This is a genomic window from Acidithiobacillus sp. M4-SHS-6 (assembly GCF_047421495.1).
Classification (GTDB): domain Bacteria; phylum Pseudomonadota; class Gammaproteobacteria; order Acidithiobacillales; family Acidithiobacillaceae; genus Acidithiobacillus.
On sequence record NZ_CP175559.1, the window covers coordinates 97501 to 119192 of the forward strand.

The following is a 21692-nucleotide window of genomic DNA, read 5'->3' on the forward strand; positions in this document are numbered from 1 at the left end:
GTGAGGGGGTGCAAGCTCTTGATCGAAGCCCCGGTAAACGGCGGCCGTAACTATAACGGTCCTAAGGTAGCGAAATTCCTTGTCGGGTAAGTTCCGACCTGCACGAATGGCGTAATGATGGCCACACTGTCTCCACCCGAGACTCAGCGAAGTTGAAGTCGCTGTGAAGATACAGCGTTCCCGTGGCAAGACGGAAAGACCCCGTGCACCTTTACTACAGCTTAGCATGGGACCTTGAGATGATTTGTGTAGGATAGGTGGGAGGCTGTGAAACCGGGACGCCAGTTCCGGTGGAGCCGTCCTTGAAATACCACCCTGGTGATCTTGGGGTTCTAACCTCGATCCGTGATCCGGATCAGGGACAGTGTTTGGTGGGTAGTTTGACTGGGGCGGTCTCCTCCCAAAGAGTAACGGAGGAGCACGAAGGTACCCTCAGCGCGGTCGGAAATCGCGCAGTGAGTGCAAAGGCACAAGGGTGCTTGACTGCGAGACAGACAAGTCGAGCAGGTGCGAAAGCAGGTCTTAGTGATCCGGTGGTTCTGTATGGAAGGGCCATCGCTCAACGGATAAAAGGTACGCCGGGGATAACAGGCTGATTCCCCCCAAGAGTTCACATCGACGGGGGAGTTTGGCACCTCGATGTCGGCTCATCGCATCCTGGGGCTGTAGCCGGTCCCAAGGGTATGGCTGTTCGCCATTTAAAGCGGTACGCGAGCTGGGTTCAGAACGTCGTGAGACAGTTCGGTCCCTATCTGCCATGGGCGTTGGAGATTTGCGGGAAGCTGCTCCTAGTACGAGAGGACCGGAGTGGACGTACCTCTGGTGTTCCGGTTGTTCTGCCAAGGGCATTGCCGGGTAGCTAAGTACGGTCGGGATAACCGCTGAAAGCATCTAAGCGGGAAGCCCATCCCAAGATGAGATCTCCCGGGGCATAAGCCCCCTGAAGGGCCGTGGAAGACCACCACGTTGATAGGCTCCCTGTGGAAGCGCAGTAATGCGTGTAGCTAAGGAGTACTAATCGCCCGTGTGGCTTGACCATATATCACCCAAGCATCCAACAACCTTCCCTTCTGATACACCCTGAGTGCACACTCAGGCAGACCCGTTTTAACCCGTTTAAAACTTGTCTGGCGGCCATAGCGCAGTGGAACCACCCCTTCCCATCTCGAACAGGACCGTGAAACGCTGCAGCGCCTATGATAGTTGAGGGTCTCCCTCCGCGAAAGTCGGTCACCGCCAGACACCTATGCCCAGCCCCGCTTCCATCACGAAGCGGGGCTACTTTTTGGTGCTGAGTGGACCCCGGTGGGCAGCACAGACCAAATATTGTACTAGCTGAGCCAAGGATGCGGCTCGGCATCCGCATGACTGCACCAATAATGAAAACCTTGGTGTGCGCAGCCATGCCTGTTTATCCGTTCCTGCACAAAAGGCTTATTGACAGTACCAACCGGTCGGTCCTAAATTGCCCTTACCCAACTAACCAGATGAACGAGGTGAGTATATGGATGTCATCACAGCAGTCCAGCAACGTCGGGCAGTCAAATTGTTTGATCCACACCATCAGATGTCTGCCGAGACGAAAAGAACGCTTCTGGAACACGTCGCGCTGGCACCAAGTGCTTACAATATACAGCACTGGCGTATTGTGGACGTGCAGGATCCGCAATTACGCGCGGCGATTCGTGAACAGGCCTGGGGCCAGGCCCAAGTGACCGATGCTTCGGCGCTTTTTGTATTATGCGCAGATCTCCTGGCCTGGCAGGAAGAGCCACAACGTTACTGGGCGACTTCCCCGCAGCCGGTACAGGACTTCTTGCTGCCCAAGCTGGATGAATATTATCGTGGGAAGCCGCAGATAGCTCGTGATGAAGCGATGCGCAGCATGGGAATTTTCGGGATGACCCTGATGCTGCTGGCCCAGGATCTGGGTTACGATTCCTGTCCCATGGATGGTTTTGATTTTGAGGCGGTGGCCAAACTGATTCATCTACCCGAAAATTATGCCATCGCTTACATGATTGCTGTGGGCAAAGGCACTGAAAATGCCTGGCCACGCAACCGTATCGATATACAGTCTTTGGTGCAGGTTGATCATTTCTGAATATGAGCAGGATTTACGTACTATAATCTAATTTCAATGAATGCATGCAGGTGATGCCTGTGGGGGAGTTGATGATGCCTGTCAATGAAGGAAAGTTGGACCGTCTGATTCGGGTGATACTGGGGCTGGTGATTATTGTGGTGCTTGCGGTATTTTTACCGGGCGCCAGCAAGTGGTGGGCTTTGCTTGGATTGATACCCCTGATTACCGGAATCACGGGCTTTTGCGCTTTATATACCTTGCTGGGTATCAGGACCTGCCCCGTAAAAAAGCAGAGCTGAGCACTGCGCTACCGTGTTTCGTCCAGCGCGTGTTGCAGATCCGAAGGCACGGAGATCCCGTGCCTTCCGTTTATGGAGAGGGCAACGTAACGCCCGCGGTCTGCCAGAGCCTGTTCTGCTCACGAAAGGTAGTCAGCAGGATCCGGGTCGGCATAACCAGGCATCGACCACCTTGCCGGTCTCATCCAGGCGCACATGCACCTGTCCCTGCTGGCGTAGGCGCTGATCTCCAGCGGCACCAAAGGGGACCAGTTCATCGAAATCGAACTGACAGAGCAGCATCACTTCGTTGCCGACATGTTCAGGGAGGCTGCAATGGCACTGTGCTCCCTCCCGGATCGCCACGCCCCCCATGCTGGTGAAGCTGGCCAGCAGCTGCTTTTGTTCCAGATAATCCAGTATGCCCGACTGGACGACGGGATCTTCCCAGATATTCATTTAGAAGAGATCCTCCGATGCAGGACCAATTATGGTCTATACTATATAGCGTAGTTCAATGCTGACACTAGGTATGTGTAGGGCGTGCCTGCATTCTGAAAAGGGGGTTTTTTGTATCCTCAGACAAAAATCGCATTTTGGGGAAATTGGTCATGATCCCCAGTCCTGCCCTGATCGTCGGAATTTTTGCCGTAGCCGTGTTGCTGGTATTGGTCGGTATTCTCTGGATATCGGGCCTGCTCGGTGGAAATCATCCCAATCGTAACAAGAACGTGCCATTTGAAAGTGGTCTTGGAATCAATACCAGCACGCATCCGGCAACGCCCGTGGCCTTTTATCTGCTGGCGGTTTCTTTTCTGGTGTTCGAGTTGGAGGCGGCCTTTCTTTTTGCCTGGGCAGTGGCATTTCACCATCTGGGTTGGGGACCTGTCATTGCTGGTCTGGCTTTTATGCTGATTCTGGGCTTGGGTTTGTTTTATGAGTGGCGAATGGGAGGTTTGCAATGGCACTAGGCCCAGGCCCCTTGTCCTTGCTGGTGGGAAAATTTGAAGAAATGCTGGCCTGGAGCCGGGCCGGTTCACTCTGGCCCCTGAACTTTGGGACTTCTTGCTGTTTCATCGAAATGGTTACGGCTGTCACCCCCCGCCACGATTTATCGCGTTTTGGAGCAGAAGTGCTGCGCGGCTCACCCCGGCAGTCTGATGTTCTGATCACCTCAGGGACGATTTTCGTAAAAATGGCGCCCATGATACTGGAAATATACGAACAAATGTTGGAGCCCAAGTGGGTGATTTCCATGGGGTCCTGTTCCAATTCCGGGGGAATGTACGATGTGTACAGCGTGGTTCAGGGAATCGACCGACTTTTGCCGGTGGATGTATATGTTCCCGGTTGTCCGCCCCGGCCAGAAGCCTTGATGGATGGTCTTTTGCTATTACAGCAGAAAATTCGCCGTCATCCGCCCCGGATATTGCAGCGGGAACTGAGCAATGCTGCTGGCTGAGGTGTTGCAGAAGCGTTTTGCTGCCAGTCCGCTTACGGAGGGGCGGGATGGCTGGCCGGATTTCCATCTGCCCGAGGAGCAGTTACTGCCAGCACTGCATTTTCTGCATGAAGAGATGCAACCATCCTTTCCCATGCTCCTGGATTTGACGGCCGTGGATGAAGGGCCGCAAGACAGCACAGCTTCTGCCCGTTATACCTTGACCTACCATCTTCATGGTCTGGAGGGTTGTGGGGCGCTGCGCTTGCGGGTAGCCCATCCCGATGCGGCAATCCCGGTCCCTTCCATTACCGGTATTTACGTCAATGCCAACTGGTACGAGCGAGAAGTTTACGATCTGTTCGGGCTGAAATTCAGTGGTCACCCGGATTTGCGGCGCATTTTGTTGCCACCTCTATGGGAGGGACATCCGCTGCGCAAAAAGGAAGCCATCCGCGCCACGGAAAGACCAGTCTATCATTTGAGCAAAGCCGATCTTCAGGAAGCCCTCAAGGCTTACAGCGAAGAAGTGGCCGCTCCAGAATCGGGACAAACCGTGCTGAATGTAGGGCCTCATCATCCTGGAACCCACGGCATTCTGCGCTTTGTCCTGAAAATTTCCGGAGAAAAAATTGCCAGCGTGGACCCGGATATTGGTTATCATCATCGGGGCGTGGAAAAAATAGCCGAAGGACATACTTTTCATAATTTTATTCCCTATACCGATCGCGTCGATTATCTGGGCGGCGTGTTGGGGGAATTTCCTTATGTGCGCGGCGTGGAAATGCTGGCGGATCTCAGACTGCCCGCTCGTGCCGAAGGAATCCGCACACTGCTGGCGGAAATCTGCCGAATTTCCTCCCATCTGGTGTGGTTGGGTAGTTACGGTAATGATCTCGGCACCATGGGGCCGGCTTTTTATGCTTTTCGGGACCGGGCCTTGCTGCTTGATCTGATTGAAAAATATACCGGTGGACGTTTGCATCCGCAGTTTTTCCGGATTGGCGGGGTGGCTGCTGATTTGCCCGAGGATTGGCGGGAGGATTTGCTGCAGGTCCTCCAGAAGGTCGAGACGGGTTTGCGCGATACCGAGACGCTTACCGTAGGCAATCCGATTTTCCGTGCCCGTACCCAGGGTATTGGGGTGCTGTCAGCCGCACAGGCCGAGAAATGGGGAGCCTCGGGTATTGTCTTGCGCAGTACGGGCAAAGCCTGGGATATGCGCAAAGCCTCGCCCTATGGGTTCTATGAAGCCCTTGATTTTGAAGTGCCGACTTCTACTGACGGAGACGCCCTGGCCCGGACGCAATTGCATATTGATGAAATTCGCCAAAGTATCCGCATGTTGCGGCAGCTCGCCGATAAATTGCCGGAGGGTCCGACCCTGGCCGCCGATGCCCGCTATGCCTTACCCCCCAAAGATCATACCTTGCGGGATATCGAGACACTCATCCACCATTTTGAACAGATGGCTGGAGAAATCGGCCCGCCCGCAGGACAGGTGTTGAGTATCACCGAATCGGCGCGCGGCATGCTTGCCTATTACCTTGTCGCCGATGGCAGTGCTTATCCCTACCGGGTGCGGGTGCGCACCCCCTCCTTTCCCCATGTCCAGCTCATTACCGAGCTGGGACGTGACACGGCCTTGCCCGATTTCATTGCGACCATTGGATCCATAGATTATGTCCTTGCCGACCTCGACCGCTGACGTGCATGATGAAGCCCTGCTTGCCAGACTGCGAGGGCTGGTGGCGGAGGCTCCCGTTCCAGAGGCGGCCATCAGCGAAGTCCTGCAGGTCTTGCAAAAGGTGCGGGGCCACATTGATGACCATGCCTTGCATCTGGCGGCTACAGTGACGGGATTGAGCCCGGTAAGAGTCGAGGAACTCTGCACTTTTTACAGTCTGGTGCTGCGTGAGCCGGTGGGCACCCATGTCCTGAGGATTTGTGACAGTATCGCTTGTCACATGGCCGGAGCCCAGGCAATGCTGGCCCAGGCCCGCCAGCATTGCGGTGTAGAGCTTGGTGAAGTGAGTCGCAGCGGCAAGCTGACGGTGATTCCCCATGTGTGTATCGGTCTGTGTGATCGGGCGCCAGCCTTGATGGTCGATGATGAGGCCTTGGGGCCGATGGACAAGCAGGGTCTGATCCAGCTTTTGGCACGACTGGAGGCGGATGTATGGAAGCCATCCTGAGTCGGCATTTCGCGGATCCGGACCCTGCTGATCTACGGGTTTATCGCCAAGCTGGCGGCTATGCCGGCCTGGCCCGGGCATTACAGATGGAGCCCGCCGACATCGTCGCCGAAGTGGAAAACTCCGGACTGCGCGGCTGTGGCGGGGCGGGTTTTCCCACCGGGCTGAAATGGCGCCTGCGTGGCGCAGATGCGCCCGAACCCCGGTATCTGGTGTGCAATCTGGATGAAACCGAGCCCGGGAGTATCAAGGACCGGGCGCTGCTGTTCGGCGCTCCTCACCATATTCTCGAAGGCATGCTCATTGCCGCCCACGCCCTGGGCGTGGGCTATGCCGTCATTTTTGTGCGAGGGGAATATGCAGCGGGCGCCCGGATCCTGGAAAAAGCCCTGCACCAGATCCGAGAAGCGGGTTTGCTGCGTTTGCCCGATGGTGACCTGCGTCTGGATGTTCATGTTTCTCTGGGGCGATATATTTGTGGTGAAGATTCGGCCATTCTCAATGCCATTGAAGGCAAAAGGGCCAATCCTCGTAAAAAACCGCCCCATATCAGTCAGCGAGGGCTCTGGCAGCAGCCGACGACGGTGAATAACGCCGAGAGTATGGCGCATTTGCCGGGCATCCTGGCCCATGGCGCTGACTGGTTTCGCAGTCTGGGCGTGAATGGAGGCGTGGGTAGCAAGCTATACAGCGTCTGTGGGCCTGCCCAACGACCGGGGGTGTTTGAATTGCCCATGGGTACGACAGCCCGGGAAATATTGTTTGAGCATGCCGGAGGATTGCGGGAAGGGCGAAGCTTGCGCGCGGTCCTGCCCGGTGGTTCCTCCACGCCCTTTTTGATGCCTGAGCATTTGGATACGCCCATGCATTTTGACGCGGTGGCAAAGGTGGGGTCCAGGCTGGGCACGGGAGGCTTCATTGTGATGGATGACCAACAATGTCCCGTCGATTTTCTGGTGGCAACCACCCGATTTTTTGCGCGTGAGTCCTGTGGATTTTGCACTCCCTGTCGGGAGGGTCTGCCTTATGTGCGCTGGTTGCTGGAGCGCATTGAGGCGGGAGAAGGGAGCATGGAAGATATTGACACTCTGCACCACCTGGGTGGACAAATCGCCCCCAACAGCTTTTGTGCGCTGGCTCCCGGAGCCCTGATGCCGGTACTTTCGGGGCTGCATGCCTTTGCCGATGAATTTCAGGCCCATGTCCGTCTCGGACATTGTCCATATCGGGAACGCCAGTCATGAAGCATGTCTTTTTTCTGGATGGTCAGGAGATTCCCTTCATTCCCGGACAAAATGTGCTGGAAGCCGCCATTGCCGCTGGCCAGGATCGTCAGATTCCTTATTTCTGCTTTCATCCGGCCCTCGGCAGTCTGGGTGCCTGCCGACAATGTGCCGTGAAAATGTATCCCCATGACAGCAAGCATCCGCCCCGGATCACCATGGCCTGCCTGCTACCCGCCAGTGAGGGTCTGCAACTGGTGACACTGGAAGCCGATGTGCATACGGAACATCGGGAAATCATTGAATTGCTCATGACCAATCATCCCCTCGACTGCCCGGTCTGTGATGAGGGTGGGGAATGCCACCTGCAGGATATGACGGTGCAAACCGGACATAGTGTGCGCCACTACAGCGGCCCGAAACGCACCTATCGCAACCAGGACCTCGGTCCCCTGGTCTATCAGGAAATGAACCGCTGCATTACCTGCTATCGCTGCGTACGTTTTTATCAGGATGCCGCCCTGGGAGAGGATTTCGGCGTGTTTGGTTCCCGTAACCGGATCAGCTTCGGACGCCTGGAGGACGGCCCTCTGGAAAGTCCCTTCAGCGGGAATCTGGTTGAAGTCTGTCCGACCGGTGTGTTTACCGACAAGGTATTTCGCCACGACTATGTCAGGGTTTGGGACCTGCAGCAGGGACCTTCGGTTTGCCCCCATTGTGCGGTGGGGTGCAACACCACTCCGGGAGCCCGTCTGGGGACCCTGCGGCGGATTCGCAACCGTCATCATCCCGAAATCAATGGTCACTTCCTCTGTGATCGGGGTCGCTATGCCTTTCCCTATGTAACGGCCCGTTCCCGACCCTTGCAGCCTCGCTTGATGGGGGAAAGCAGTCGCCAGGATGCGGTCTTGCGGCAATTGGCCGGGCGTCTGGAAGAGGGCCGCAGTGGATTTCTGGGCTCTCCCCGGGAAGATCTGCAGAGTAATCTGGGTCTTTTTGCCCTGGCCGATTGTTTGCATGCCCCTTTTGCCGCAGTGACCAGTTCCTGGGCAGAAGCTCTGGCACAACAATGTCTGGCGCTCCCCCAGGCGCCCAGTTTGCAGGAGGTCGCGGCCGCCGATCGCATTGTGGTTATCGGTGATCTGGACAGTATCGCCCCCATGGCCGGTTTTGCCGTAAGACAGGCCTTAGGTAAGGGCGCGCGTTTGACGGTACTGGCCAGCAGCCGGACCAGCCTGGCTCAAAAGGGCGATTATCGCCCCCGACGTCCCAGCGCCTTGCCCGATGAGGTATCCCGGCTGGCTGATGATCCCTGTTTGCAGGGAGGGCGCCTCCCGGTGCTTTTGGCCACTGCCGAAACACTGGGTCCAGCGGGCTTGTACGCTCTGCGCAAAACCCTGGGAAAGCTGCCCGCCAACGCCCGCGCCGGGGCTTTTGTCAATCGTCCGAACCTGTTTGGAGCGGCCTATTTTGCGGCGGATGGACATACCGAGCGCCTGCAGCAGGCTTTGCGGCAGCGCGAAATCCATCATTTGCTGTGTTTGGGGGCGGATCCTCTGGGCGAGGATTGGGGTGCGGGTACCTGGCGCACCCTGTCTCCGGGTCTGGATGGTCTGGCTTTGCTGGACATGGTGGATTCGGAAACCGCCCGAGCGGCAGAGGCGCTGTTTCCCGTTGCTGCCTTTCCTGAGCGGGCCGGATTATTCGTGAATTATGAAGGCCGGATTCAGGCGTTTGCTCCAGTGTATCATCGTGAAGCCCAGGTATTGCACTCGGCAGTGCATGGCAGCGGTTTTCCCGAGGCCGCCGGAGGAATGAAGCATCCCCTGGGACCACCGCCGCCCCTGTTCTGGCTGGGCCGTCTGGCCGAGCTGTTACAGGTACACGATGCCTGGCAAAAACGTCTCGATTTTTATCTGCATTTTCTCTGTCCAGAACTGCCAGATCCCGAAAGTCCGGGAATGCTGCTGCCAGACACCCTTCGTGCCCGCTTTGAAATTGCGGCACTGCCAAGCACTCCGGTAGTGGGACCCGAGCAGTGGGAACTGGATATTTTCCGTTGGTATGGTGGCGAAACCCTGGCGGATACGGCCGAAGAACTCCATTCTCTGGCTCCCCTACGGGGATTGCGGGTGCATCCGGACGTTCGGGCCGAATGGGCCACCTTGCATGGTCCCTGCGGACAACTCCATTTGCCGGTCATTCCCTCTGAGGACATGGTCCAGGGTGTCATTGCCATCGATCAGGAGGGCTTTGCCGAACTGGGATTATATCCTGGGGATCCGGTCGAAGTGACCTGGGAGCAAAGATGATGAGGCTTTTTCTCATGGCCCTGGGCATGTTGTTGACCACCCTGATATTACTGGGGGTGGCCGGTTTTCTGGTATTTGCCGAGCGCCGGGTGCTGGCTTTCCTGCAGAATCGTCTGGGTCCCAATCGTCTCGGCCCACTGGGAGTCGGCCAGGCTCTGGCCGATGCCCTCAAGCTGATGAGCAAGGAAAGCTTTGTTCCGGATTTTGCGGATCCAGCGCTTTATCGGGCCGCGCCGGTTCTGGTGGCTTTCAGTGCCCTGGCCAGTTTTGCCGTGGTCCCTCTGGATCAGCATTTTTCCTGGGCGGGTAACTGGAATATCGGCCTCTTGTTCATTCTCGCCATGAGCTCCCTGAATGCCTATGGTGTCTTTTTGGGCGGCTGGGCTTCGGGAAACAAGTTTTCCCTGCTGGGCGCGGTAAGGGCGGTGGCGCAGCTGGTCAGCTACGAATTGCCCATGGGGCTGGCGCTGCTGGGCGTGGTGCTGCTCAGTGGCTCACTCTCCCTGAATGGCATTGTGGCTGCCCAGAATCTGCCTTATATCGTCCTGCAGCCCTTGGGCTTTGTCATTTTTCTGACAGCCGGGGTCGCCGAAACCCATCGCCTTCCCTTTGATCTGCCCGAAGCGGAAAGTGAACTGGTGGCGGGGTTCAACACCGAATATGGCGGGATGCGCTTCGGCTATTTTTTTCTGGGGGAGTATCTCGGGATGACCCTGATCGCCGTGCTTACGGCCCTGCTGTACCTGGGCGGCTGGCATGGTCCCTGGCTGCCGGGATGGATATGGCTGCTGCTCAAGACCGGCGCGATCATTTTTGTGTTTTTCTGGCTGCGAGCCACCTTGCCCCGTCCCCGTTATGATCAGTTGATGGGTCTGGGCTGGAAAGTCCTTTTGCCTTTGGCGTTGTTCAACATCCTGGCGACGGCTTTGGCAGCCGCATTGTGGAGGCTGGCATGAGCGCCTGGCGCGATCTTGTCGACCTGGGCGCAGGGCTGTGGACAACCTTGCGCCAGCTGGGTCGGGTCGCGACCGTGAGTTACCCGGAAGCCCCCTTGCATTTACCGCCCCGCTGGCGTGGCAGGCCGACCCTGACGCGTGATCCCGATGGCGACGAACGTTGTGTAGCCTGCCAGTTGTGTTCAGCCGTCTGCCCCACCCGCTGCATCGAATTGCAGGCGGGAGAGCGTCCCGATACCCGCCGTTATCCCCTGACTTTCCGCATCAATTTTTCCCGCTGTATTTATTGTGGCCTCTGTGAGGAAGCCTGTCCTACCCTGGCCATCCAGCTCCTCGATGAGTTTGCTTTCAGCAAAGAACATCATGGCGATTTCATTTATGAAAAGGACGCATTGCTCATAGACGGAACAGGGAAGCACCCGCATTACAACTTTTATCGCCATTCCGGAGTGGCCCTGCATGACAAGGACAAAGGAGAGGGGATCAACGAAAAGGCCCCCGTCAATGTCCGGAGCAACCTGCCATGATGATTCTGCTGATATTGCTGCTGCTGTTGATGGTTCTGATGACCGGGGCGGCGTTGCTGGTCGTCCGTGATCCCATGCACGGGGTGGTCAACCTGGGTGTCAGCCTGCTGGCCTTGAGCATTCTCTTTTTGCTGCTGGGAGCGCCTTTTATCGCGGCCCTGGAAGTGATGTTGTATGTGGGCGCTATTCTCGTCCTTTTTCTCTTTGCCATCATGTTGCTGCGCTCCCCATTGCCAGCCCGGGAAGAAGCGCGCTGGCGTCAGGGTTTCTGGTGGCCTGCCGTGCTGGTCGTGCTGCTGGCAGCCGTCCTGATTCTCCTTTTCAGTCAGCGTCCGGATCTCCAGGTGGTGATTCAGGAAATAGGTCCCGCCAGCGTAGGACGTGCCCTTTTCGGCCCTTATCTCTGGCTGACAGAGGCCGTGGCATTGCTCCTCTTTGCGGTCATTGCTGCGGTACTGGCCATCCATCGGAGGGATGAGCATGACACTTGAGCTGGCGCTGGTCATTGCAGCACTGCTGTTTGTGGTCGGGGTGGCGTTGATCCTTTTACGCCGCAATCTGATTTTTCTGCTCTTGGGTATCGAATTGCTCTTCAACGCCGCCATGGTGATTGCCCTGGCTGGAGGGGCACGCTGGCACTCGGCCACCGGTCAGGTGCTGGTCGTGTTCATGATGGCGTTGAGCGGTGCTGCTCTGGCTTTGACCTTGGCGCTGCTGCTGCGGGTCAAGCACGATCTGGGGGGAGATACCGTAGATGATCTGCGCCAGCTCCGGGAGGAAGCCGATGAGTGAATGGCTTTTTCTGATTCCGGGATTTCCCCTGCTGGGGGCATTGCTCAATGGTATTTTCGGAGAGCATTTCTCCCCAAGACAAATAGGCCGCATGGCGGCAAGCATGCCCTTTTTGTCGACCTTGGTGGTATTTGCCGTCTGGATGACCCACGGACGCGATCCCAATCTCCATGAGCAGGTCTGGACCTGGATTGCCGTTGGCCATTTTCACGCCAGCATCGCTTTTCATGTGGATCAAGTGACCTTGGTCATGATCAGCATTGCCGCTTTTGTGGGATTTTTGATCCACCTCTTTTCCCAGCAATATCTGAATGGAGACTACGGTGAGCGGCGCTACTATTTTTATCTGAATCTGTTTGTGGGCGGGATGCTGATTCTCACCATGGCGAACAACTTGTTGCTGCTGTACCTGGGCTGGGAAACCGTCGGTTTGTGTTCTTATGCGCTGGTGGCGCACTGGTACCGCAAGCAGGAAAATGCCTGGGCCGGGCGTAAGGCATTTGTGGTGACCCGAATTGGTGATACGGCCCTTGCCCTGGCGATTTTCATTCTGTTTGCCGAGTATCATACCCTTGATTACTCCCATCTGTTTGCAGCGGTGGCGGCCCGTCCCGATCATCTGGCGCTGCTCATAGCGGGAATCCTGATACTGATTGGTGCGATAGCCAAATCGGCACAATTCCCACTGCATATCTGGTTGCCCGATTCCATGGCCGGGCCCAGTACGGTTTCTGCCCTCATTCATGCCGCTACCATGGTCACGGCGGGGGTTTATCTCTGTATTCGCCTGTATCCGCTTTTTGTGGCAGTTCCCGGCATGCTCTGGGTGATCGGTCTCGGCGGTGCCTTTACCGCTCTGTATGCGGCAAGCTGTGGTATTGCCCAGGTGGATATCAAGCGCATACTGGCTTATTCCACCATCAGTCAGCTGGGTTACATGTTTCTCGGCGTGGGCATCGGCGCGCCTGCCCTCGGCCTCTTCCATCTCCTTGTCCATGCTTGCTTCAAGGCGCTGCTGTTCATGGGCGCCGGGGTGGTCATTCTCATCTACAGCGATAATCACGATATTCGTCAGATGGGGGGGCTTAAAAAGCAGCAACCTTTTTTACGTTGGACTTTTCTCGCAGGCATTTTTGCGCTGGCCGCCGTGCCGGTGATTTCGGCCTCTTTCTATAGCAAGGATGCCATTATTGCCGCGGCATTCATTGTCCCGGGTGGCAAGTTGCTCTGGGTGTTGGCCCTGCTGGGCGCGGTATTCACGGCGATTTATGCTTTCCGCCTTTATTTCCTGGTGTTTGAAGGCCCAGAAAAACCAGGCGAACCCTATCAGATGGGCTGGGGCATGAAAATCCCGTTAGGCATCCTGGCGCTCGCGAGCATTGGTATTGGCTGGCTGCAATTTCCTCCCGGCTGGCCGGGGCCGAAGCTCTGGCTCCCCTGGCTGGCCCCGGAACTGGGCATGCCGCCAGCCCCTGCGGGAACCCTGAACATTTTCCTGCAGGTGTTTGGATCAGTCGCCACCCTCATTGGCATTGCCATTGCCTACAAGGTGGCGCAATGGGAGCGCGAAGGGCGCAGTCTCAGTCGCATCGCCTTCCTCTTCAACGCCTGGTTTTTCGATCGGATTTTTTTGCGTGTTTTTCCGCTGATCTGGTACGCCCTGGCCAAGGTTCTGGACCGTCTGGTGGAACAAGCCGGTTTTCAATTGGTGCTGCTTGGGGGATTAAAGGATGGCTTCGGGCTGGGTAGCCGGGTCCTGGAAAGCGGTGAAAATGGTCTGCTCAGCCGTTATGCCAGCGGCATGATTCTCGGGTTGGTGGTGCTGCTCTTTATCGCCTGGGGATACTTGCTGTGATCCTCGTGACGGTCTTGATCCTCCTGCCCTGGTGCGCCGCCCTATGGCTGTCCGCACAAAAACAGGCGGGGCAGCGCCTGGCCATGACCATCGCTCTGATCGAGTTACTACTGACGTTGATTCTGCGTTTTGCTCCCGGCAGGAGTGGCACTTTAGGGCATGGACTCCATATTCCCTTTCTGGGTGGCCTCTGGACTTTACACGCGGGTCCCCTGGGCAGCACCCTGGCGCTGCTTTGCGCCGTGTTGATACCGGTGAGCCTGGCCTTTGCCTGGCGCTTGCCGGAATTCCGGACGCTGGCCAGTGCCATTCTGGTCATGGCGGGAGCCTTGTTCGGGATATTTTATGCCCAGAATGTACTGATGTTTTATATTTTCTATGAAATCCTCGCCCTCGCGGGAGCTTTCCTGATTTTGCGCAGTGGTCACAAAAACCGTGCTGCTGCCCTGCAATTCCTCTTGTACACCTTCGTCGGGTCATTACTGTTTCTGGTGGCTCTGGTCGTGGTTTATGTGCTCCATGGTCAACAGACCGGGATTTATAACTTTTCCATTTTGCAGCTTGCCGACACTCGGATCAGCGCGGGGTTGGGCATCTGGCTGTTTCTGGGAATGGTTGCCGGCCTGGCCGTCAAAATGCCGCTTTTCCCCCTGCATAGCTGGGCCGCTTCGGGTTATGGTCATGCCGCCCCGGCAGGCAGTGTGTTTCTCTCGGGCGCGGCAGTGACCGCAGGGGCTTATGGTCTGATACATTTTGCGATCCCCCTGCTTCCCCAGGCCGCCCTGGAATTTGCTCCAGTCGGCATCATCCTGGGTGCCATAGGCACCCTGTATGGGGCATTCCTGGCCCTTAACGCGGCCAATCTGCGCCTGTTCGCGGCCTGGGCCAGCGTCAGTCACATGAATCTGGTGGCCCTCGGGTTATTTGCACTGCAAAGTCAGGCCATTCATGGCAGTGTCTTTCTGCTGATCGCGCACGGCGTGGTGTCGGCAGGGCTGTTTGGGGTGGTCAGCGTCATGGAAAGCCGAGGACTGACGGGAGAATGGGCGGGTCTGGGCGGGTTGTTTCGGCGGACTCCCCGTCTAGGGGCCTGGATGCTGTTCTTCTTTCTGGCGGGGATGGGGCTTCCGGGATTGGCCAATTTCCCGGGAGAATTTCTCAGCCTGGCGGGTGCTTTCCGGGTGCTGCCCTGGGCGGCCGCCCTGGCTACCCTGGGGATTCTGGCGGGCGTGGTGTATTTTTTGCGGGCCTATGAGCGGATCATGCTGGGTCCTTTGAACCATACCCTGCCAGAAACTCTGAAAGACCTGCAGCAAGGCGAGTGGTTGCTATTCTGGATGTTGGGTCTGGTGACTTTATGGTTGGGGCTGGATCCGCAGGCGATTCTTTCCCATCTGGGCATTTTGCTGTCGGTGCATAGTGCGGAGATCATCCAGGGAGGCGGTCATGGCGTATAATCCGACCTTGCTGCCATTACTCATTGTCGGTGCTGCGGCGCTGATCGCATTCTTGGCCGATGCCCTGGGCTTGGGCCGCTTCATGCCCTGGCTGGGGGGTATCAGTGGTATAGCTGCAGGTGCCAGTATTTTTGTCGAACATATGTCCCTTGGCGCAGATCTGTATTGGGATATGAGCGCCAGTATTTTAGGGATATATCTGAGCCTTGCCGTGGCGGTGGGGCTGTTTTTTATCGCTTTTCATCCGCTTTCCCGAAAAATGACGGGCAGTCTGATTGGCTTGTTGCTGACACTGTTGGCGGGCAGTCTGATTTTGGTCAGCGCCCAGAATCTCCTGCTGTTGTTGATTGGTTTGGAACTGCAGGTGCTGCCCTTTTTTGCCCTGCTGGCATGGCCCGGCAGTGGTCGTGGGGCACTGGAATCGGCGTTTAAATACGCGTTGCTGGCAGGTCTGGCCTCCGCCCAGTTTGCCATCGGCATCGCTCTGATCTATCTGGGGGATGGCAGTCTGGCGGTGATTCCGCCCATGGGTGACATGAGTACGAATGTTTTCGGATTGATGGGCGTGCTGGCTTTGCTGGTTGCCTTGAGTTTCGAGATCGCCGCTGCCCCGTTTCATGCCTGGGTGGCGGATATTTACCAGGGCGCTCCGGCACCTATCCTGATTTTTCTGGCGGGAGTGGGCAAAGTGGCCATCATGGGCGCGTTGATTACCCTGGTGGCCGCGACCCCGAAGCTGGAAATTCCGGTTGCCATCATTGCCGCAAGCAGTATTGTGGTGGGTAACGTCCTTGCTTATCGTGCCGGACATTTACGCAGAATGTTGGGCTATTCGGCCATTGCCCACGCCGGGTACTTTCTCGCAGCCCTCGCTGTTGGCCCCTTGGGAATCGTTGCGGCCGCCATCTATGCCTTGGTGTACGGATTGATGAACATGGGCACTTTCATGGGTCTTTCGGCTCTTCCCGAGAACAGTATTGCGATTCCCTGGGCAGCCTTGCGGGAACGCCAGCCGGTACTGGCCGGGCTTTTGGGCCTGACTTTGCTGGCGCTGGCAGGCATGCCGCCCAGTATCGGTTTTTTTGCCAAGTTGCTGGTGATTATTGCGGATGTGCATGACCAGGCGTACTGGCTGGCGATTTTGCTGGCCCTGGGCAGTGCCTTTTCTTTCGCCTACTACCTCAGCGCCTTGTGGAAGCCTGCGGTGCTCAGCAATCCGGAGCGATTGTTGTACCGCCGCAGTTGGGAGTCCTTTGCGGCACTCGGAATAGTGATTCTGTTATTCTCCTGGTTGCTGCTGCCCTATGGGGTGAGTTGAAAGTCTGCAAATGCCTTGACAAGGTTCCGTTTCGTCGCTAATCTCCCGCCCCTCAGTGAAAAACCCGAAGCCGGAGTTTTGTGATGAAGACCTATTCTGCCAAGTCTCATGAAGTCCAGGGAGACTGGTTCGTAGTGGATGCAACCGATAAAGTGTTAGGCCGCCTGTCCGTCGAAGTGGCTACGCGTCTGCGCGGCAAGCATAAGCCCGAGTACACCCCCCATGCCGATATTGGTGATCACATCATTGTCATCAATGCCGACAAGATTGCGGTGACCGGCAATAAGGCCAAGGACAAGATGTATTACCATCACACCGGCTATGTCGGCAACCTGAAAAGCGCCTCTTTTGAAAAAATGATGGAAACCCACCCGGAGCGGGTTATCGAAATTGCTGTCAAGGGCATGCTGCCGAAAAATTCCCTGGGTCGTGCCATGTACCGCAAGCTCAAGGTATATAGCGGTTCCGAGCACCCTCACTCGGCGCAACAGCCCCAGACTTTAGATATTTAAGGTGAGTACTATCATGGAACAATATTACGGCACGGGTCGGCGCAAGAGCGCCACTGCACGGGTTTATTTGCGGCGCGGTTCCGGTAAGATCGTCATCAACAAGCGGACTCTGGAGGAGTACTTCGGCCGCGAAACCTCGCGCATGGTGGTCATGCAACCCCTGGAGCTGACCGGTCACGGCAGCCAGTTCGATATTCTGGTGAATGTCAGCGGTGGTGGTGCCAGTGGTCAGGCGGGTGCCATTCGTCACGGCATTACCCGTGCTCTCATGCTGTATGATGAGACCTTGCGGCGGCCTTTGCGCAGTGCGGGTTTCGTGACCCGGGATGCCCGCGAAGTGGAACGTAAGAAGGTCGGCAAGCACAAGGCGCGGCGCAGTCATCAGTTCTCCAAACGTTAAGACGACGCTTGGGAACGAAACCAGCCGCCTCCGGGCGGCTTTTTCGTGGTCGGTTCACGGTAATAAAGGACAAATGACATGATTCGGGCAGGAATTGTGGGGGGTACCGGGTACACCGGAGTGGAGTTGTTGCGCTTGTTGCTTCCCCATCCCGAAGTGGAAGTGCAGGTGATCACTTCCCGCGCTGAAGCCGGGGAAAGGGTAGATGCGCATTTCCCCAACCTGCGCGGAGTGTGTGACCTTTGCTATACCCCTCCCGACCCGCAGGCGCTGGCGAAACTGGATGTCGTATTTTTTGCCACTCCCCATGGAGTGGCCATGGACAGTGCCCCCGAACTATTGGCGCAGGATGTCCGGGTGATTGATCTTGGTGCAGATTTTCGTTTGCCGGACCCTGAGTTGTTTGCGCAGTGGTATGGCATGGCGCATCGCGCCCCGGATACGCTCCGTGAAGCGCGCTACGGACTACCAGAATATTATCGGGAGACTATTGCCCGGTCTCGTCTGATTGCCAATCCCGGATGCTATCCCACGGCGGTCATCCTGGGATTTGCCCCCTTGCTGGAGGCGGGATTGCTGCAGCAGGAAACCTTGGTGGCCGATTGCAAATCCGGCGTCAGTGGTGCGGGGCGTGCCGGAAAGGTGCACCTGATCGTCCCCGAAGCCGCCGATAGCGTGAGTGCCTATGGTGTCAGTGGTCACCGGCATCGTCCGGAAATCGAGGCGATTCTCTCGGACATCAGTGGAGATGGCATAGAGTTGCAGTTTACCCCGCATCTCATGCCCATGATTCGCGGCATTCATGCCACCCTCTACGGACGCTTGTGGCAGCCCTTGAGCGATGCCGACTTGCAGGCGGTGTTTGCAGAGCGTTACGCACAGGAAGCTTTTGTGGATGTCATGCCTTTTGGCAGTCATCCCGCCACCCGTTCCGTGCGTGGCGCCAATGTTTGTCGTATTGCCGTTCATCAGCCCAGACCCGGGCAGGTCGTGGTGTTGTCGGTGATTGATAATCTGGTCAAAGGTGCGGCCGGCCAGGCCGTTCAGAACATGAACCGCTTGTTTGCCTTGCCCGAAACTGCCGGATTGACACAAATTGCTTTGCTGCCATAGGGTGTTCAATAGGTCAGGCCTTGTATGCCGTGAAGTCCCAGCAAAGGACGCGTGATCGATTCTGAATGATTCACGATATGGGCGACAAAGCAACCCCATAAAAATCCGCTACTTTTGGGTTTGTGGGCGATTTTTGTGGCAATTTGGCTACAGGATGTTTGGGTAACTGGCTGAAAAAACAGGGAAGGTAATCTGGCAAGATTCTTGCTTTTACGTAGGGTTGCTCCGATAATTAAGGGAAAGCTCCCGATGATTTTCGGCGAAGGCCAGTGTCTGGATGAGTCGGATGGCTCAAGGAGAACCCATGGAAAATAGAGGGATAGTATTTGTTCATCGCTTGCCGCTATGGACGCTGTTTACAGTGGTATTTGCGGTGCTTTTTGCGGCAGTGAGTCGCCCCGCCTGGGCGGATAGTGATTTATCTCTGGGCGTTGCGGTCCCGGGCCTGAGTGTGTTTCTCGGGAATAACCCGGGATATTATGCGGCTCCGATGTATGCTCCCCCGCCGGTATATTACGTACCGCCGCCTCGTCGTGTGTATTATGTTCCGGTGCCGCCACCTCCACCCCCTCCGCCCTTGGCTTTTCCGGCACCCGGTTATTATGTGCAGCCGGCCCCCATTCGCTTTTACCGCCCCCGGCCATGGCAACATCACGGCCCACCTCCCTGGGCGGGACGTTGGCGCCATGATGATGGCTGGAGGCATTGACTGTGGGTAAGCCAAGCGCGCGGCACGTTGAGCAAGTATGGAGTAGAGGAGAAGTGATGATGAAGAAAAAGGTGCAAATGATGGAGCATCGCTCCAGAAGAAGTGGCTGGTTGATTATTCCGTTGTGTGTGCTTGCCCTGAGCGGCTGCGCCAATATGAGTCCTACCGGACAGCGGGCGTTGAGTGGTGGCGCTATTGGTGCTGCTGGCGGTGCAGTGCTGGGTACGGTGGCTGCAGGCAATCCCGCTGTTGGTGCCGCAGTGGGTGGCGCGGTAGGCGCAGGTGTAGGTGCCGCCCTGCCCAACATTGAGAGAACATTGAACGGCAATTAGCCTTTATTGGTTCTGGTGAAAGAAACCCGGTCGTGTGCCGGGTTTTTTATGGGCCGAGGGTTGATTGCACAATAAAGGTGCGTGCCGCCCCTTTTTGGTGCTGGTGATTGCTCTGTTTGTAGGGATTGGTATGATCATCATGCTGTTTAGTAATGACAATTTTATTTTTTGTTGGCCATGAATTACTGGGCATGTATTTTGCTTTTTTGGCAACAGGTTTGATTTTTTCATACATACCTAAGGAGTCAACATGTCGCGCTACAACAGCAAAAATCGTCATTTCCGTCGTGCCATCCTCGCCAGTTTGTGTGTGGGTCTTCCCCTCATCGCCGGTGTTGCCAATGCCAGCCCATTAGCCTTGCCGAACCCCCTGAAATTCTGTGCCGGCCCCTTGGGGCAGCTGGACGTGCAAGGCGTGGCCAGCGGCATGGCTTTTTATCAGGATAATCCTCCGGGAGGTGGAGACACTGAGGCTGATTTGGCTGGGTTATTAGGAGCAAAGCGGGTGGGTGCTTCTATCACTAACGGGATGGTGATCATCCAGAAAGAAAATGGGCCTATCCAGTTTTACATTCAGGCTGGTGCCTACAGCTTCCCAACTTTAGCAGAACCCATCCCTTCAGCGACCAATGACATCAATTTGTTCGGGGCATTGCCAGTAGCCTATTTAAAAATCGCACCATCTTCTAACTATTCCATGGAAATCGGGCAACTACCCACGCTCATCGGTGCTGAAAGTGCTTTTACCTATCAGAATATCAATATCGAGCGTGGCCTGCTGTGGGATATGGAGCCCATTATCAGCCGTGGTATCCAGTTCAATGCCAGTGCTGGCCCGGTTAGTGCTTCGCTTGCCTGGACCGATGGTTATTTCTCTAATCGCTATAACGTACTCAGCGGATTGCTCAGCTACGCCATTAACGGCTCGAATACAGTCAGTATTTACGGCCAAGGTTCCTTGGGTAAATCCCGCCTGACTTCCAATGATGCCGCTTACAGTCCCATCGGCAATGAAAGCCAGATTTATGGTATTGAATATGAATATAGCTCCGGGCCATGGATGATCGAGCCTTATTTCCAGTATATGCACACCCCCTCAGCGCCTGCTTTGGGTGTGGATCACTCCTTTGACAATTATGGTGGTGCCCTGCTGGCAGACTACAGTTTCACCAAGACGGTTTCTCTGGGGGCCCGTGCAGAATATCTGCATGTGGGTGGGCCGCTGGGCTATGGACTGAATAGCAATAGTATTGCCTCTACACTCACAGGCCTTCCTGCCGATTCCCACGCCTGGTCCATCACTCTTACGCCGACCTATCAAGACGGCGGCTTTTTCGCGCGGGCAGAATTGTCCTATGTGACGGCTTCCACGCCATCAGGTTACGGCTTCTCCGGAGCGGATGGCACCAACACCAACCAATTACGCGGAATGGTCGAAACCGGCTTTATGTTCTAAAGACAAGGAATCTACATAGGGCCGCGCTGCTGCGTGGTGGCTCTAAAAACACATATTTTGTATTCAGGAGAGACGAAACATGAAAAATTCCGCGCCATTCATCAAATTACTGCTTTCAGGAGGGCTGCTGGCCGCCTCGGGCTGTGGCCTCTATGAGGTGACCCCCTGCCCGGCGGGCCCGGCTCCAGTGGCCCCGGTGGTTTCCGCACCCACCCCGCCACCCCCGCCTGCTCCCATCGCCCCGGTGGAAAAAACGGTCCTGATCAGTAAGCCCATTACCATCACAGGCATCAATTTCAAGACCGGTTCTGCTCAGTTGATGGGAACGGATATTGCGGTTCTCGATAAGGTGGCGAATTTTGCCAAAATGCATCCGGATGCGACCCTGGATATTAATGGGTATTGCAGTAAAACCGGAAGCTATGCCTACAACTACAAACTTTCCAAGGGTCGTGCTGGCAGTGTGGCGACCTATCTGGAAAATCGGGGTGTGGCTGCGGACCGGATGACCGTGAAAGGTCACTCCTACGAAGACCCCATTGCCAGTAACAAAACCCCGGAAGGTCGGTTCAAAAATCAGCGTGTTGAAATCAATTCCAGTGTCATGGTGCGCAGCACGGTAAAATAAGCACTGTGAAGTCATGGCGGCAACCCGCTTGATGGACGTCAAGGGGGTTTTTAATCAACCATATTCAAGCAGATGATCTCCCTATTTGGGGGAAAAGGTTGC

Annotated in this window: 24 protein-coding genes and 2 rRNA genes (1 of these 26 running past the window's edge); 24 read left to right on the top strand and 2 right to left on the bottom strand. The window is 56.2% G+C overall.

The window, feature by feature from the left end:
- The 4 genes from ACJU26_RS00450 to ACJU26_RS00465 form a co-directional block, all read left to right on the top strand.
- Positions 1-1039: ribosomal RNA gene (locus ACJU26_RS00450) — 23S ribosomal RNA — on the top strand; it begins 1849 nt to the left of the window's first position.
- Between the two features lie 87 nt (positions 1040-1126).
- Positions 1127-1242: ribosomal RNA gene (gene rrf, locus ACJU26_RS00455) — 5S ribosomal RNA — on the top strand.
- A 262-nt stretch (positions 1243-1504) separates the two neighbouring features.
- Positions 1505-2104, top strand: a complete 600-nt coding sequence (locus ACJU26_RS00460; RefSeq protein ID WP_414040606.1) for a nitroreductase family protein — start codon at positions 1505-1507, stop codon at positions 2102-2104.
- Positions 2105-2175: 71 nt separating this feature from the next.
- Entirely contained in the window at positions 2176-2385 is a 210-nt protein-coding gene (locus ACJU26_RS00465) for a DUF2892 domain-containing protein (RefSeq protein ID WP_414040607.1), read from the top strand.
- Positions 2386-2517: 132 nt separating this feature from the next.
- Here the strand turns inward: ACJU26_RS00465 and ACJU26_RS00470 are convergent, their stop codons facing one another.
- The gene (locus ACJU26_RS00470) at positions 2518-2823 is read right to left on the bottom strand and encodes a hypothetical protein (protein ID WP_414040608.1); all 306 of its coding nucleotides are present in this window, start codon (positions 2821-2823) and stop codon (positions 2518-2520) included.
- A gap of 152 nt (positions 2824-2975) precedes the next feature.
- On the opposite strand from ACJU26_RS00470, the gene ACJU26_RS00475 reads away from it, so the two are divergent.
- From ACJU26_RS00475 to ACJU26_RS00560, 18 genes are all read left to right on the top strand, one after another.
- Positions 2976-3335: an NADH-quinone oxidoreductase subunit A gene (locus tag ACJU26_RS00475; protein ID WP_414040609.1), complete on the top strand. Its 360-nt coding sequence runs from the start codon at positions 2976-2978 to the stop codon at positions 3333-3335.
- Positions 3326-3826: an NADH-quinone oxidoreductase subunit B gene (locus ACJU26_RS00480; protein WP_414040610.1), complete on the top strand. Its 501-nt coding sequence runs from the start codon at positions 3326-3328 to the stop codon at positions 3824-3826. Before ACJU26_RS00475 ends, ACJU26_RS00480 begins: the two co-directional genes overlap by 10 nt.
- Positions 3813-5513: an NADH dehydrogenase (quinone) subunit D gene (gene nuoD / locus ACJU26_RS00485; RefSeq protein ID WP_414040611.1), complete on the top strand. Its 1701-nt coding sequence runs from the start codon at positions 3813-3815 to the stop codon at positions 5511-5513. Before ACJU26_RS00480 ends, nuoD begins: the two co-directional genes overlap by 14 nt.
- A complete protein-coding gene (locus ACJU26_RS00490) occupies positions 5488-6000 on the top strand; it encodes an NAD(P)H-dependent oxidoreductase subunit E (RefSeq protein ID WP_414040612.1) in 513 nt (170 codons plus the stop codon). Before nuoD ends, ACJU26_RS00490 begins: the two co-directional genes overlap by 26 nt.
- A complete protein-coding gene (locus ACJU26_RS00495; protein WP_414040613.1) occupies positions 5985-7244 on the top strand; it encodes a complex I 51 kDa subunit family protein in 1260 nt (419 codons plus the stop codon). Before ACJU26_RS00490 ends, ACJU26_RS00495 begins: the two co-directional genes overlap by 16 nt.
- Complete coding sequence (locus ACJU26_RS00500) at positions 7241-9535, top strand: 2Fe-2S iron-sulfur cluster-binding protein (RefSeq protein WP_414040614.1); 2295 nt, start codon at positions 7241-7243, stop codon at positions 9533-9535. Before ACJU26_RS00495 ends, ACJU26_RS00500 begins: the two co-directional genes overlap by 4 nt.
- A complete protein-coding gene (nuoH, locus tag ACJU26_RS00505; RefSeq protein ID WP_414040615.1) occupies positions 9532-10491 on the top strand; it encodes an NADH-quinone oxidoreductase subunit NuoH in 960 nt (319 codons plus the stop codon). Before ACJU26_RS00500 ends, nuoH begins: the two co-directional genes overlap by 4 nt.
- The gene (gene nuoI, locus ACJU26_RS00510; RefSeq protein WP_414040616.1) at positions 10488-11018 is read left to right on the top strand and encodes an NADH-quinone oxidoreductase subunit NuoI; all 531 of its coding nucleotides are present in this window, start codon (positions 10488-10490) and stop codon (positions 11016-11018) included. Before nuoH ends, nuoI begins: the two co-directional genes overlap by 4 nt.
- On the top strand, positions 11015-11509 hold the full coding sequence (locus ACJU26_RS00515) for an NADH-quinone oxidoreductase subunit J (protein ID WP_414040617.1): 495 nt from the start codon (positions 11015-11017) through the stop codon (positions 11507-11509). Before nuoI ends, ACJU26_RS00515 begins: the two co-directional genes overlap by 4 nt.
- Positions 11499-11810: an NADH-quinone oxidoreductase subunit NuoK gene (locus tag ACJU26_RS00520; RefSeq protein ID WP_414040618.1), complete on the top strand. Its 312-nt coding sequence runs from the start codon at positions 11499-11501 to the stop codon at positions 11808-11810. The genes ACJU26_RS00515 and ACJU26_RS00520 overlap by 11 nt, the downstream gene beginning before the upstream one ends.
- Entirely contained in the window at positions 11803-13665 is a 1863-nt protein-coding gene (nuoL, locus tag ACJU26_RS00525) for an NADH-quinone oxidoreductase subunit L (RefSeq protein WP_414040619.1), read from the top strand. The genes ACJU26_RS00520 and nuoL overlap by 8 nt, the downstream gene beginning before the upstream one ends.
- The gene (locus ACJU26_RS00530) at positions 13662-15122 is read left to right on the top strand and encodes a complex I subunit 4 family protein (RefSeq protein ID WP_414040620.1); all 1461 of its coding nucleotides are present in this window, start codon (positions 13662-13664) and stop codon (positions 15120-15122) included. The genes nuoL and ACJU26_RS00530 overlap by 4 nt, the downstream gene beginning before the upstream one ends.
- The gene (locus tag ACJU26_RS00535) at positions 15112-16440 is read left to right on the top strand and encodes an NADH-quinone oxidoreductase subunit N (protein WP_414040621.1); all 1329 of its coding nucleotides are present in this window, start codon (positions 15112-15114) and stop codon (positions 16438-16440) included. The genes ACJU26_RS00530 and ACJU26_RS00535 overlap by 11 nt, the downstream gene beginning before the upstream one ends.
- 83 nt (positions 16441-16523) lie before the next feature.
- Complete coding sequence (gene rplM / locus ACJU26_RS00540) at positions 16524-16952, top strand: 50S ribosomal protein L13 (protein WP_414040622.1); 429 nt, start codon at positions 16524-16526, stop codon at positions 16950-16952.
- Positions 16953-16965: 13 nt separating this feature from the next.
- Positions 16966-17352, top strand: coding sequence for a 30S ribosomal protein S9 (rpsI, locus tag ACJU26_RS00545; protein WP_414040623.1), 387 nt, complete (start codon positions 16966-16968; stop codon positions 17350-17352).
- A 78-nt stretch (positions 17353-17430) separates the two neighbouring features.
- On the top strand, positions 17431-18465 hold the full coding sequence (argC, locus tag ACJU26_RS00550; RefSeq protein WP_414040624.1) for an N-acetyl-gamma-glutamyl-phosphate reductase: 1035 nt from the start codon (positions 17431-17433) through the stop codon (positions 18463-18465).
- Between the two features lie 304 nt (positions 18466-18769).
- Positions 18770-19174 (top strand): hypothetical protein, encoded by a 405-nt coding sequence (locus ACJU26_RS00555; protein WP_414040625.1) that lies wholly within the window; start codon positions 18770-18772, stop codon positions 19172-19174.
- Between the two features lie 56 nt (positions 19175-19230).
- The gene (locus ACJU26_RS00560) at positions 19231-19506 is read left to right on the top strand and encodes a hypothetical protein (RefSeq protein WP_414040626.1); all 276 of its coding nucleotides are present in this window, start codon (positions 19231-19233) and stop codon (positions 19504-19506) included.
- Between the two features lie 46 nt (positions 19507-19552).
- Here ACJU26_RS00560 and ACJU26_RS00565 read toward each other — a convergent pair whose 3' ends face one another.
- On the bottom strand, positions 19553-19786 hold the full coding sequence (locus ACJU26_RS00565; RefSeq protein WP_414040627.1) for a hypothetical protein: 234 nt from the start codon (positions 19784-19786) through the stop codon (positions 19553-19555).
- Between ACJU26_RS00565 and ACJU26_RS00570 the strand changes: the two genes are divergently transcribed.
- Together ACJU26_RS00570 and ACJU26_RS00575 are read left to right on the top strand one after the other, a co-directional pair.
- A complete protein-coding gene (locus ACJU26_RS00570) occupies positions 19757-20962 on the top strand; it encodes an outer membrane beta-barrel protein (RefSeq protein ID WP_414040628.1) in 1206 nt (401 codons plus the stop codon). The two genes, ACJU26_RS00565 and ACJU26_RS00570, sit on opposite strands and share 30 nt — an antisense overlap.
- A gap of 79 nt (positions 20963-21041) precedes the next feature.
- Entirely contained in the window at positions 21042-21590 is a 549-nt protein-coding gene (locus ACJU26_RS00575) for an OmpA family protein (RefSeq protein ID WP_414040629.1), read from the top strand.
- The last annotated feature ends 102 nt before the right edge of the window (positions 21591-21692 follow it).